This window comes from Streptomyces sp. NBC_01351, assembly GCF_036237315.1.
Taxonomy (GTDB): domain Bacteria; phylum Actinomycetota; class Actinomycetes; order Streptomycetales; family Streptomycetaceae; genus Streptomyces.
In genome coordinates this window covers 7,849,686-7,862,771 of sequence record NZ_CP108356.1, presented here as the reverse complement: position 1 = coordinate 7,862,771, position 13,086 = coordinate 7,849,686, and the positions used below count along the sequence as shown (strand labels likewise).

Here is a 13,086-nt window from a genome sequence, read left to right as displayed (position 1 = left end):
ACGTCTGCGATGACCCCGACCCGGCCGGAACGCCGAGGCGGGCGACCGGGATTCCGGTCGCCCGCCGGTCTACTGGCGGATCGTCAGGCGAACTTCAGGCGGGACGGATCCGTCCAGCCCGTCGACACGACCCGGGGCGTGCCCCAGCTGCCGCCCGCTCCCATGACGTTGCCGTTGGGCCAGGCCCGAACCTCACCGTTGGCGTCGGCGCTGATGGCCTCCTCGAGGCGGTCTCCGTCCAGGTCGGCGAAGAACGTACGCGTGTGATCGGTCCAACCTGAGCCGATGACCACGGGTGCCGCCCAGTTGAAGTTGAGGCCGTCCACGTTGGCCCACGCGCGCAGCTGGCCGTTGGTGTCGATGCTCACCAGTTCGTCGCGGGCGTCTCCGTTGAGGTCGGCGAAGCGCACCCGCGCGGGGTCCGTCCAGCCGGAGCCCACCGTGCGCTGTGCACCCCACACGTTGTCGATGCCCCTGACGTTGGGCCAGGCCTGGATCGTGCCGTCCGCGTCGATGCGGATCAGGTCGTCGCGGCCGTCCCCGTCGAGGTCGGCGAAGCGCAGCCGCGCCGGGTCCGGGAAGAACTCGCCGACCTTGCGGCCGGTGCCGTAGACGTCGTTGAGCCCGTCGATGTTGGGGTAACCGCGCAGCACGCCGTCCGTCTTGAGGTAGACGAACTCCTTCTTCCCGTCCCCGTCGAGGTCGGTGAAGAACGCCCGCGCCGGGTCGGTGGAGGTGCCGGCCGAGTACCGCTCCGGGCCCCACGCCCCGTGCACGCCGTCGATGTTGGGCGCGCCCCACAGCGAGCCGTCGGACTTCACCCGCACGATCTCGGCCCGGGAGTCCCCGGTCAGCGAGGCGCCCTTGCCGGAGACGCCGAGTCCGGCCGTCACCCGGCCGTCCCAGCGCAGGGTGCGCGTGAAGGCGGCGCCGTCGGTGGTGCGCAGCGTCCACAGGTTGGTGCGGGACGCCGAGGCCCGGTCGACCAGGATCACCTCGTCGGGGCCGGTGTTGTCGGTGTTGGCCGCCGACGGCTCCAGGGCGTTCCAGTCCAGCGCGTCCGTGGAGCGCTGCACCTGGGTGGCGAAGGCATCACCGGCGACGTTGCCGTTGCCGGTGAGCGTCCAGAAGGTGGTGGAGTTGGTGCCCGCGTTGTAGAGGTGGCCGAGGTCGTCGCGACCGTCGCCGTTGAAGTCTCCCGCGACGGGCATGAGCCGGTTCCAGTCCGAGCACCCGGTGTCCTTCTGGCCGGATGTCGCCTTCGCGAACGTGCCGCGGGCGGTGCCCGGCTGGCGGAAGGTGTCGACGCTCCAGTCGCAGTTGGTGTCCCAGCGGTAGAACCCGGCGATCTCCTGCCGCTTGTCGCCGGCGGAGTTGTCGAAGTCGCCCACCACCGGCTTGATCCGGTCCCAGCAGAAACCGCCGGCGCCGCTGTCCCAGGCGGGCGGGGCGGAGAAGTTCGTGAAACCGGTGCCGGTGGAGTAGAACGTCCACAGCTTGGTCTGGCAGTTGGCGTAGCCGTAGAACAGGCCGAGGTCGGCCTTGCCGTCGCCGTCGAAGTCTCCGGCCACGGACTTGATGTTGCTCAGGTTCCAGCCGACGGCGCCGGCCGAGTCGAGCGCGGCGCCGGTCGGCGGCTGGTACGTGGTGCCGTCCGCTCGGTAGATCCAGGCGGTGATCCGGTGCCCGGCCTCCTGCCGGATCATGGCGACGTCGGTGCGCTTGTCGCCGTCGAAGTCGCCGCGCACGGTCTGGACGGCGGACGTGGCGTATCCGTTGTTGATCTCGGTACCGACGGGCGCGTAGCTGCCCGAGGTGTTGGCGTGCCAGGTGTAGACGGAGTTCTGCGTGGCGCCGTCGGAGAAGACCGCCGTGGTGTCGGCGAGGCCGTCACCGTTGGCGTCGCCGCGTCGCCCGGTCGGGGTGTTGGTGTTGTGCGCGGCTTGGACGTCGAAGGACGCGGTGCCGGTGCTCTCCTGTCCGGCCCGGTTGATCGCCTTCACGTACAGCCAGGTCGGGTCGCTCGTCCACTGCGTGACGGGGACGGTCGCGGTGCCGTCCGGACCGGCCGCCACCGTCATGGTCAGCGCGCCCTGGCGGGTGCCGTACCGGTACTTGACGATGCCGGTGTCACCGGCGGCCGGGCTGAAGGTGACGGGCCGGGCTGTGCCGAGGGGCGGACCGAACTCCCCGCACACGGACGGCTCGCACGGCGAGCTGACCAGCGGGGTGCTCGCGGCGCCCAGGTCGATCTCGAACTCGCAGCCGGGGGCGGTCGCGCCGGACCAGGCCAGGCCGTCCCAGGTGGTCGCCCGGTAGGTGTAGACGACTCCGGCCGAGAGCTTGCCGGCCTGCACCGGAGCCCAGGTCTGGCTGCCGCCACTGGCCACCGACAGGGCCGGATTCTGGCCGGCCGGCGGGTCTGAGTGCACGACCTGGCCGTCGCTCTTGCGGACGATCTCCAGCCGGCCGCCGACGGTGTCACCGTTGGGGTCGGACAGCTTCGCCGTGAACTGCGGCGAGGTGCTGGTGAGGTACGTCCGCTCGGCGCCGGTCGCGCAGGGCTTGGCCGGGACCATGCCGAGGCTCGTGGGTGCGTTCGGCGTGTGGTTGTACTCGATCACCAGGCGGGTGTCGCCGGGGGTGAGCTGCTTGTAGACGCCTGCCGAGGCCGTGTTGATCCCGAAGGTGATGCCGTTGCCCCAACGATTGGTGGCCGCCTCCTGAACCTTCCCGCGGAAGGTGTCGTTGGAGGGGAAGTACAGCCCGTTGCTGTCACCGCAGCCGTACGCGGAGGACATCCAGCCGCCCCAGCCGGAGTTCGACCAGGTGGCGTTCTGCGGGTACTGCGAGCTGATGTGCAGGTTCATCGCGGTCGACGCGTCGCAGCTGGACGCGGAGTTGACGGCGACCTTGAGCCGCGCGCTGCGGATGTCCGCGCCGAAGACGGGGTCGATCCAGAAGCGGAAGATGCCCCGCCACTCGCGCGAGCCATCGTTGCCGACCTTGATGTTGCTGCCTTGCGTGCCCCAGTAGTTGGTGGTGGTGTGCTGGCTCTCGAACAGGTTCCAGTCCCACATGGGGCGTTCGAGGAACGTCGGGTCGATGACGAGCGGGAAGCGGGCCTCCGGGTCGTCGAGCATCGCGGGGGCGGGTATGACGTCCATCGCGTTGCCGGAGACCTTAACGTCGATCTTCGCCTGTTTGGCGCCGCCGGCCGGGACGGTAAGGACGTCGGCCTTGCTCGCGGCCTCTGCCTTGCTCGCGGCCTCGGCCTTCGACACGGCGGGGGCCTTGTGCACGGCCCCCGCGGGCGTGTCCCACATGGCCGGGGGCGCCGAGACGAACACGGCCTTGCCGGACGCGTCCTTCGCGGTCAGCGCGCCGGAGGCGTCCGCGGTGGTGGTCAGGCCCTTGCTGCCGTCGAGCCCGAAGCGGATCGTGCGCAGCGCCGGGTTCTTGGCGGCGGTGGCGTTCTTGACGACGAGCAGGTGGCTGAACCCGGTGGGCGTCGCGCGCAGCACGAGGTCCGTGCCGGGCAGCACGTTCGCGTAGGTCGCCGCGTCACCGTCCAGGGACGGCTTCGGCAGCGCGGACGGCCAGCTGAGCGCGAACTGCTTGCCGTCCTTGGTCATCCGGGCCAGCGGGCCGCTCCCGCCGCCGGAGAATTGGAGGTCGGCGGCGGCCGCCTTGGGTGCGACGGTGCCGTCGGCGCGGGCGGCGAGCATGGTGTCGACGGGTGCCCAGGTGCCGTTGTCCTGCTTGACGCGGACGGCGGTCGGCGCGAACTCGGCGGTCAGGCGACCGTCGGGGTTGGCGAAGACCTGGGCGGCCTCGGTGCGGTGGCTCAGTATCTCCACCCGGTGGCGGGACGTCTTCGCCGCCGCAACGGCGGCGGGTTCGGTGGCGGCGACGGTGATGTCGGCGCGGGGGGCGGAGGCGGAGGCCGGTGCTGCCGCCGGTAGTGCGACCAGCGCGGAGCTCGCGGCGATCACGGACGTCACGGTCGCGGTGATCGCGCGCGCCCCGCGTCGCGTTCGTCGGATGGGCATGTCGTCTCCAGGGAGCTGTGGCGATGTTCTGGTCGAGGAAGGCGGACCGAGGTGGCTTCGGCCGCCGCCTTCCTCGCCTTCCGGTGGTCTCACGTGTGCCATTTGCCATCACCGCCCAGCCATTTAGGGACGTACCACATGGTTTTTGACACGGTTCCGCTCACGCCCGCGCCGACGCCCACGCCGCCACCAACGGTGAACGCGCGGCCGCCCTCGAGGTTCGTGGTCGCGCCGACCTCGACCTCGCCGAGAAAGCCGCCGCCGGCGGAGACGCCGTAGTCGGTGCCGCCGAGATCCTCGGGCCTCTCGGCATTGTTCAGGCCGATAGACCCGCCTGCTCCGACGCGTGCTCCACCCACCCCGACCTTGCCGGCGACGGTGAAGACAACGCCGGCGGTGCCCATCACCATGCAGCCCTCAGCGCCTCTGGCGATGAAGGACTGCACTCCGGCACCGAGGCACAGTTGGAGGTTGAGGCCGTTCTTCTGTGCTTCCAGCGCCTTCCTCTCCGCCTCTTCTCTGGCCAACTTTTCCCGGAACGCCTTCGAATCCTCGGGGGACATCTGGCTGATTTGCGGCGGCGGCGGTGCGGTGTCGCAGCCGACACCACCGCCCAGCCACCACGGCTTCTGGACTTCCCTCTTCACCGGTGCGGGTACCGGCCGTGCCACGGGGCCCGAGCAGTACGGACCGACACCCGGGGTGCAGGTCGCCACCGGCGGCCTCATGTAGTCCCGGCTGTAATCCATCTGATCCTCGTCGTGATGCGACTCGTTGACCGGGCGGCCGGTGTCCGGGTCGAGCGGGACGAGGCCGGACGGGTCGCTCAGCGTGGCCGGGTTGTTGCTGGAGTACGCGTAACCGTTGAGCTGCTGCGGGTCGTTGGTGTTGAGGACGGGGTCACCGGACACGAACCGCCCCAGCGAGGCGTCGTATTCTCGGGCGTCGAGGTGGGTGAGGCCCGTGGATGCGTCCCTGGACTTGCCGAGGAAGCCGTGGTCGTCCGGCCAGGTGACCTTGGGCCCGCGCTCCTCACCGAAGGGGAGCGATCGACGGCGGGTGACGGCGAGCGTGTCGGAGGCGAACGCGAGGGTGGACGTGCCGTGGTGGTCGGACGACAGCCAGGTCGGCGCACCTCCGCCCGTTCGCATCGCGATGATGCGGTCGCCGTGCCCGTAATAGCGCGTACCAGTCACCGTCCCGCCGGAGAGCCGCAGTTCCATGCCGCCGGCGTAGAGCGTGGTGCCGGTCGGGTCCTTGCGCAGCAGGCGGGTGCCGTCCGCGTCATAGACGTACTCCGTCGTGGCGGCTCCGGCCGTGACCTTGGCGAGCCTTCCCTCGGCGTCCCACGTGAGCTGCTGCCCGGGACGCGAGGTGCTGCTGCCGGTCTGGTCGTAGCCGTAGGTGTCGGTGCGCTGGGTGCCGTCGGGGTTGGTGGTGGTCACCGAGCCGGGCAGGTCGGGGCGCGGCTGGCCGGCTGCCGGGTAGGCGAGGACCTGGCCGGTTGTACCAGAGCCGAGGCGCAGTGTGTGGCCAGTGCGGTTGCCCGCCTTGTCGTAGACGAACGACTCCCAGTACTTGACCGGGTCACCGGCGGCCGGGGCCACCGGGTTGCCGCACGTCGCCGTGGAGGGCGTCCACGCCTCGGTGGTCCGGGCCAAGTAGTCGTTGCGGAAGCACTGGTGGTCGGCGGGGACGCCCGTCGTGGCGCCGGGCTGGTCGGAGATGGCGGTGACGTTGCCCGCCTGGTCGTAGGTGTAGCGCGCGTCGCCCTGGGTCTTGCCAGTGACCTCGCGGTCGGTGACGGACCGGGTGAGGCGGCCGCTGGCCTGGTCGTACTCACTGCTCAGCCACACCGAGCGGCCCAGCGCGCCCAGGCTGATCTGGGCGGTCTGGCCAAGCGGGGTGTAGAGGGCGTTGCGGACGTACGTCGTGCGGACGGTGTCGGCGCCGTCCTGGGCTTCCAGCCGCAGGGGGTTGCCGAAGGTGTCGTGGGTGTGGAAGAGCTTCTCAGCGGGCAGGCCGCCCACGGCGGGCTGGCTGGAGGTCGCGACCTGGCCGGTGGGCGTGTAGGTCATCGTCACCGGGTACGTCCCGGCGAGCGCGCCCTCGGTGGCGGGGATGGTGACGGAGGTGCCGGTCGGGCGGTATCCATCGTCGTAGCCGGTGGTGCTCAGGACGTACTGGGCGCTGCCCACCTGGCGGGTCGTGGAGGTGAGCTGCCCGAGTGCAAGAGTGTCGTAGAGCCAGCTCGCGCGAAGTGTGCCGTCCCGAGCGCCCTCCCGCAGGGTCTTCTTACGGCCCATGTCGTCGTGGCCGTAGTGCAAGGACCGGTTCTCGGCATCCGTGCTGGACAGCAGCTGTCCGGAGTCGTCGTAGGTGAACGTGATGGCGCCGCGGTCCGGGTCGGTGGTGCGGGTCTTGCGGCCGCGCACGTCGTACTCGGTGGTGAAGACACGTCCGGCGGGGGTGGTGACCGAGGTGAGACGGTCCGCGCGGTCGTAAACGTAGCGGGTGATGTCAGCCGGGCCGGTGGGGGCCGGCGCCTGGTACTGGTCGAGTTCGGTGACCAGGCCCCGGGCGTCGCGGACCGTCGTGGTCGCGGTGCCGCCGGCCGGGGGGGTCACGCTGACCTTGAAGCCGTCATAACCGGACAGCGTCTCCCACTTCTTGACGGCGGAGCTGTAGAGCGCGGAGGCCGTGACGCGCCCGACGCCGTCGTAGGTGGCGCGGGTCTGACTGGGCACCGCCGAGTCGGCGGCGACGACCAGTTCGGACCCCGCCGGCGCGCTGTTGAAGTACGCGGCGTTGGTCTTCACGGCCTGGCCGCGCGAGTCGTAGACGGTGTCGGCGATGGTGCGTCCGCCCGCGGGCGTCGGTGCCTGCGTCTGCCGGGAGCGGGCCAGGCCGTCGACAAGTGCGTACGACGTGCGGTAGCTGCCGTCGGGGGCGAGGGTTCGTGTGGTGATCACGCTCGCCTTTCCGCTGTTCAGCGCGTATTGGAACTCGCTGTTGGGTCCGTCGGTGCCCTTGGTGCGGCCGGGCAGCCACACCTTGCGGACGCGGCCGAGCGGGTCGCTCTCAGCGTCGGTGCGTTTGCCGTTGGCGTCGGTCTCGGCGGTGGTCGCCCCGCGCGCGTCCTTCTCGACGGTGACGGTGTGCCCGAGCGGGTTGGTGACCTTCACTCGGGTCGGGCCGGTCAGGTACGCGGTGGTCGTGGTGCGGCCGAGCGCGTCGGAGACCGAGGTCGGGCGGCCGAACGCGTCGAAGACCGTCCGCGCCGTCGTCACGTAGACGGGCGTGCTTCCGTTCCAGTCGGACAGCGTCTCGGTGCGCGTCGGGTCGCCGGTCGTCGGCGAGGCGGTGAGCGTGGTGGCGTCGTCGTAGTACGTGCGGGTGTCGGCGAGGACGTCCGCGCCGGCGGGCATGTCAGTGCAGGCGCCGGCCATCGTGACCACACGGCTGGGCAGCATGACGAGCCAGATCCCGGCGTTGCGCACGTATTCGGTGCGGGTGCAGCGGTCGTCGGCGGTGGTGGAGAGGTCGCCCTGGTCGAGCTGCTTCAGGACGCTGCCGTAGGCCGGGTCGTAGGTGGTCTCGGTACCCGTACGGCGCACGACCGTGCCGGCTGCGTCCGAGGTGCGAGTGCGCGTCTTCGCCACACCGCTCAGGCGGGCCTCCTGCGTCCCCCAGCTCTGCGTTCGCGTGGCCGTCGGGGCGGACACCCACCGGTCGTTGATGGTGCCGAAGACTTCCTTGCCGCCGACCCCGTTGTACGTCACCCTCTCGCGCACGGCGCCGGCCAGTGCGGCGGCGTCCGCCACGGCCGTGCCCTCGGAGTCGGTGACGGTCACCGATCGTGTGCCGGACGGCAGTTTGTCGCCGTCCATACCGCGGAAGTACGTGGTCTCGGTCAACGAGCGTGCGCCTTCGGCCGCGTTGCCGCCGATCGTGCGGACCTTGCCGTAGCCCCGCCACTGCGACCAGGTCTTGCGCGAGGCGGGCACGAGGCCGTCCTCGCTGTCGTAGTGCCAGGCGGGCGCGCCGACGTACTCGTAGGAGGTCTCCGCGGGGGTGGAGAGGTCGCCGGGCAGGTTGGCGTTCTGAACGACCTTGTTCACCACGTACTTGTGGAAGTACTCCAGCTTCGGTTGGCCATCCCTCTCGTAGACGGCGGGCAGGCAGCGGCGGGTGTTGCTCTCCGGAGAGGCGGGCAGGCTACCGGCCGAGCAGTCCTTGTCCGAGTAGGTGACGGTGGTGGTGCCGCCGAACTCATTGCGGATCGACTTGATCCGCCACCAGTTCATCAGCGGGCCCTCGGTCTCGTTGACCCGGTTGGGCATCTGTACGCCGTCGAAGACGATCTCGGGCATGGCGAGCGTGCCGCCGACGTGCCCGGTGTGGGTGACGCCGTCCAGCCAGAGGGCGGGCGGGGTGCCGTCGCCGTTGCTGGGGAAGGAGTGGCGCAGCGTCCAGGAGTCGACGTCCGTGTAGGCGGTGCCGTTCCACTTCTGGGCGACGACGCGGGACAGCCGCTTCCGGGTCCAGAAGGACGGGCCCGTCTGGGTGCACGCGCCGGGGGCGCAGTTGAGTTGCACCGGGGTGTCGGGCAGTGAGCCGCTGGGGTTGGTGCGCTCAGCGGTCTCGAAGACCACGCGGGCGGGGGCGGTGCCGGCGACTCCCTCGCGGGTGCCGTATTCGATGCGCTCCAACTGGCCCCCGCGTATGTAACTGGTGCCGGAGGCGGTGTTGTTGTTTCGCGCGTAGTAGTTGGTCTCGGGCGCGTAGGTGTACGTCATCGTGTTGTGGTGCGGGTCGACGACGTAGTCGAGGTTCCACTTGTAGGCCTGCGCGCAGGACGAGTCCGCGAGCGCGGGCTTGTTGCAGGGTTCGCCCGCGTTGTTGCCGAAGACCGGTGCGGAGTAGACCGACTTCGTCGCAGAGCGGGAGCCGAAGTGGTATTGGGTGCCGTCCTGCGAGGTGACGATCCAGGATTCGCCGTTGTCGTCGCCGTTGGCCGCGCCGGTCAGGCGCTGCACGCGCATGCCGTTGTCGTTCTTCAGCCGCCAGGTGGTGCCCTGGGCATCAACGGGGATCAGCTCGCCTGCGGCGCCGTCCATGGACAGGGTCGCGTTGTCGGTGCCCCAGCACAGGTCCTGGGTCTTGGTCTGGCCGTTGTTGCCACCAAGGTCGTCGGCGCAGCTCTTGTAGCGGCGCTCGATGCTGCCGGGCGCGAAGTTCCAGCCCTGACCGGCCCAGGAGGGCTGGTTGTTGGTGGCGGCGGTGCGGCCGTCGACACTCTGCGAGGAGTAGCCGAGAGCCAGGCGCGGGGCGAGGGCGCCGTCCACGGCTGGGGCGGGCATGGCGTAGCTCCAGGTGAAGGCACCTGACGAACCACCGGAGTTCCAGGTTGAAGAAGCGGCTAGGGGCGTGACTGCAAAGCTTCCTGACGGTGCGCCACCTCCCGTCGTAGCAGACGATGCCGCCGCCACGTAGAGGTTCTCGGTACGGAGCTTGACGGGCTTCTCCGCGGTGACGTGCTTGGACACGTCCGTGCGCTTGGAAAGCTTGGTCGCACCGGGCGTGGTGACCGGCACCGACTTCGGCGCCGGCGCCTTGTGCGGTGCCAGGTCCTCCCCCGCGAGCGCAGGGGCCGTCTGCAGCACCATCGCGGGCAGGACGAGCGCCAGGACCGCCGCACTCGTCCTCATCGGTGATCTCCGGCGTTCCGGCACCGGTTTCCTTCGTGGCAACGCATCTCCTCGAGCCAACGGACCCCCAGGGCAGGGTCCTTGGCCCCGAGGTTCGGGGAGCGGTGTTGCGCAGCCGTTGCCACGGGCTTGCGCGAGATCATGTACATGCCGCTAACGTGGCGCTCGTGGAGTTTCGGCTACTGGGTGCCGTCGAAGTACTGGACGGCGATACGGGTGAGGCGCTGGCCGTCCCACGGAAACGTGAACGGCTCCTGCTGGCTGTGCTGTTGCTCGAAGCGGGGCGCAGCATCAGCGACGAGCGGCTGACGGACCTGCTGTGGGACGGTGAGCCTCCGCCGGGCGCGCCGGGCGCACTGCGCAGCCACGTCAGCAGGCTCCGCGCCCTGCTGCCACCGGAGATCGCCTCGCTCGACCGCCAGGGCGAGGGCTATCTGCTGCGGACCGAACCCCGGCGGGTGGACGCCCACCGCTTCCAGGCACTGGTGCGGCGGGCGGGTTCGACTCCGGACGCCGCCGACCGGTCGGAGCTGCTGGGCTCGGCACTACGGCTGTGGCGCGGCCCGGCGCTGGCCGACGCCGCCTCCGACCTGGCCCGGGCCCGGCTGTGCGCGGGGCTGGAGGAGCTGCGCCTGCAGGCGCTCGACCAGCGCATCGCGGCCGATCTCGCCCTCGGCCGGCACCGCGACCTCGTCGCGGAACTGACCGACCTCGTCGCGGAACACCCGGTGAAGGAGTCGCTCGCGGCCCACCTCATGCGCGCTCTCCACCTCTGCGGGCGGCAGGCGGACGCACTGCGGGTGTTCGAGACGGCGCGACGGGCCGTCGCCGATGAGCTCGGGCTCGATCCGGGACCGGAACTGCGGGCCGCCCACGCGCACGTCCTGCGCTCCGATCAGGGCCTGGGAGCCGCGAACCCGTCCGCAGTCCCGGCGCAGCCGGAAGCGGTGCCGCCGGGGGAGGCGGCGCAGGCCGCCGACGGTCCGCGGGCGTCGTCCGGACCGTGCACGCTCCCCTACGACGTGCCCGACTTCACCGGCCGGGCGGCGGAGTTCGCCCGGCTGCTGTCCTGCGTCGCCGACGAGGCGCCCGCCGCGCTGGTCGTCTCCACCGTGGACGGCATGGCGGGCGTCGGCAAGACGACGCTGGCCGTCCACGCGGCCCACCACCTCGCCGCCCGCTTCCCCGGCGGGCAGCTCTTCCTCGACCTGCACGCCCACACCGCGGGCCGCGGGCCGCTGGAGCCGGCGGCGGCGCTGGCGGGCCTGCTGCGCACGATCGGCGTGCCGCCCGAACGGATCCCGCACTCCCCCGACGACCGGGCGGCGGTCTGGCGGGACGAGTTGCGCGACCGCCGCGTCCTGTTGGTCCTGGACAACGCGGCCACCGCCGAGCAGGTGCGGCTGCTGCTGCCCGGTACCGCCGGGTCGCTCGTCCTGGTCACCAGCCGTCGCCGCCTCGCCGACCTGCCCGGCGCGGCCACGCTCTCCCTGGACGTGCTGCCCGAGGCCGAGGCCGTCGCGCTGTTCGCACGGGTGGCCGGTCCCGGCCGGACGGACGACGGGCCGGCCGAGGTGGCGGAGGTCGTCGCGCTGTGCGGCCATTTGCCGCTGGCCATCCGGATGGCCGCGGCCCGGCTGCGCCACCGTCCGCTGTGGACCGTCGCCGATCTGGCCGGGCGCCTGCGCAGGAGCGAGCGGCTGGCCGAACTCGCGGTCGGTGACCAGCGGGTGGCCGCGGCGTTCGCGCTCTCCTACGACCAGCTCGATGTCGTGCAGCGGCGGCTGTTCCGGCTACTGGGCGTCTGCCCCGGCTCGGACGTCGACGTCTTCACGGCGGCCGCGCTCGCCGGGATCCCCGTCGCCGAGGCCGAACGGCTGCTGGAGAGCCTGCTGGACGTCCACCTGCTCACGCAACGGCTGCCCGGGCGCTACGCCTTCCACGACCTGGTCCGCGACTACGCCCGCAGCTTCGCCGACGGTGAAGGTGACGGTGACAGCACGCGTGAGGCCGTCCACCGGCTCCTCGACTACCACCTGCACACCACCGCCCTGGCCCGGGAGGCCTTCGCCCCCGGCCGGCTCGCCACCGAGCCGAAGCTGACGCATCCGCCGCTGGACGTCCCCGAGTTGAGCGGGGTCCCGGCGGTCATCGACTGGTGCTGCGCCGAACGCGCCAACCTCCTCTCCTCGGTGCGGATCGCCGCCGCCCACGGCCTGCCCGCCCACGCCTGGCAGATCACCTTCAACCTGGCCGACTACCTGCGGGTCGGCGGCCACCACGACGAGTCCGTCGCCGCGCACACCGCGGCCATCGACGCCGCCCGCGGCGCCGGGGACCGCGGCGCCGAGTCGTTGACCCTGCTCAACCTCGGGGTGGCGCACTGGGGTGCGGACGAACCCGGGGCCGCCCTCGACTGCGGCGAGCGCGCGCTGGCCCTCGTACGGGAACTCGGCGACCGCCGCCGGGAGATCGTCACGCTGACGCGCGTGGCGCTGTTCCGTCAACGTCTCGGCGACTATCCGGCGGCCCTCTCCGGGGTGCAACAGGCGCTCGCCGCGGTGCAGGAGGTGGAATCGCCCCGGGAGGAGGGCGTCGCCCTCTGGCTGCTCGGTCACATCCGGTACATGCTGGGCGACTTCGCCGGGGCAGTCGAGGCGTCGGCCGGCTCGTTGGCGATCGACCGCCGGATCGGCGACCGGTACGGCATACCTCTTGCCCTCATCGGCATCGGCGCCGCCGAGGGGAAGCTCGGACGGCACGACGAAGGGCACCGGCACCTCCAGGAGGCCCTGGCGGCCGCCCGGCAGCTGAACGACCCGGCCATCGAGGCGAAGGCCTTGGTGGAACTGGCCGAAATCAACCGTACGCGCGGCCGCACCGACGACGCGCTCGTCTTCCTCGGCCAGGTCTTCGACCTCCTGAGCGCCGTCACCCGGCCCGAGCCGGCCGGCCTCGCCCACCTCGTCGCGGGCGCCGTGCACCTCGACCGCGGCGAACCGGCACGCGCACTCGACCACCACGGCAAGGCCCTGGAGATCGCCGCCGCCATCGACCACAGGTGCAACCAGGCGTTTGCACTGGACGGCATCGGGCGGGCGCTGGCCGCCCTGGGACGGGCGGACGAGGCCGCCGCGCACTGGCGCCGGGCCCTGGACCTCTTCACCCGCATGGGCCTGCCCGAGGCCGACACCGTCCGGGAACTGCTGGAATCGCCGGCGCCGCCCGGCCCGGCGGTGCCCGTGACCCCGGCGGGACAGTCCGGGTAACCGCGCTAAGCCGGAGGGGCGGGCAGCCGGCTCTGTCCGTCAGAGCGCTATGCC

3 protein-coding genes are annotated in these 13,086 nt (G+C 71.5%); 1 reads left to right on the top strand and 2 read right to left on the bottom strand.

Annotation, left to right across the window (positions count from 1 at the left end; all coding sequences use genetic code 11):
• Window positions 1-83: 83 nt before the first annotated feature.
• Entirely contained in the window at window positions 84-4,052 is a 3,969-nt protein-coding gene (locus tag OG625_RS36185) for an FG-GAP repeat domain-containing protein (RefSeq protein ID WP_329389458.1), read from the bottom strand.
• A gap of 89 nt (window positions 4,053-4,141) precedes the next feature.
• Window positions 4,142-9,763: an RHS repeat domain-containing protein gene (locus OG625_RS36180; RefSeq protein WP_329389456.1), complete on the bottom strand. Its 5,622-nt coding sequence runs from the start codon at window positions 9,761-9,763 to the stop codon at window positions 4,142-4,144.
• Between the two features lie 167 nt (window positions 9,764-9,930).
• Here OG625_RS36180 and OG625_RS36175 point away from each other — a divergent pair, with 167 nt between their 5' ends.
• Complete coding sequence (locus OG625_RS36175; protein WP_329389454.1) at window positions 9,931-13,032, top strand: AfsR/SARP family transcriptional regulator; 3,102 nt, start codon at window positions 9,931-9,933, stop codon at window positions 13,030-13,032.
• Window positions 13,033-13,086 lie beyond the last annotated feature (54 nt).

Excerpts from the sequence above, each read along its gene's own strand:
- OG625_RS36180 (WP_329389456.1), bottom strand. The coding sequence starts at position 9,763 with ATGAGGACGAGTGCGGCGGTCCTGGCGCTCGTCCTGCCCGCGATGGTG.
- OG625_RS36185 (WP_329389458.1), bottom strand. The coding sequence starts at position 4,052 with ATGCCCATCCGACGAACGCGACGCGGGGCGCGCGCGATCACCGCGACC.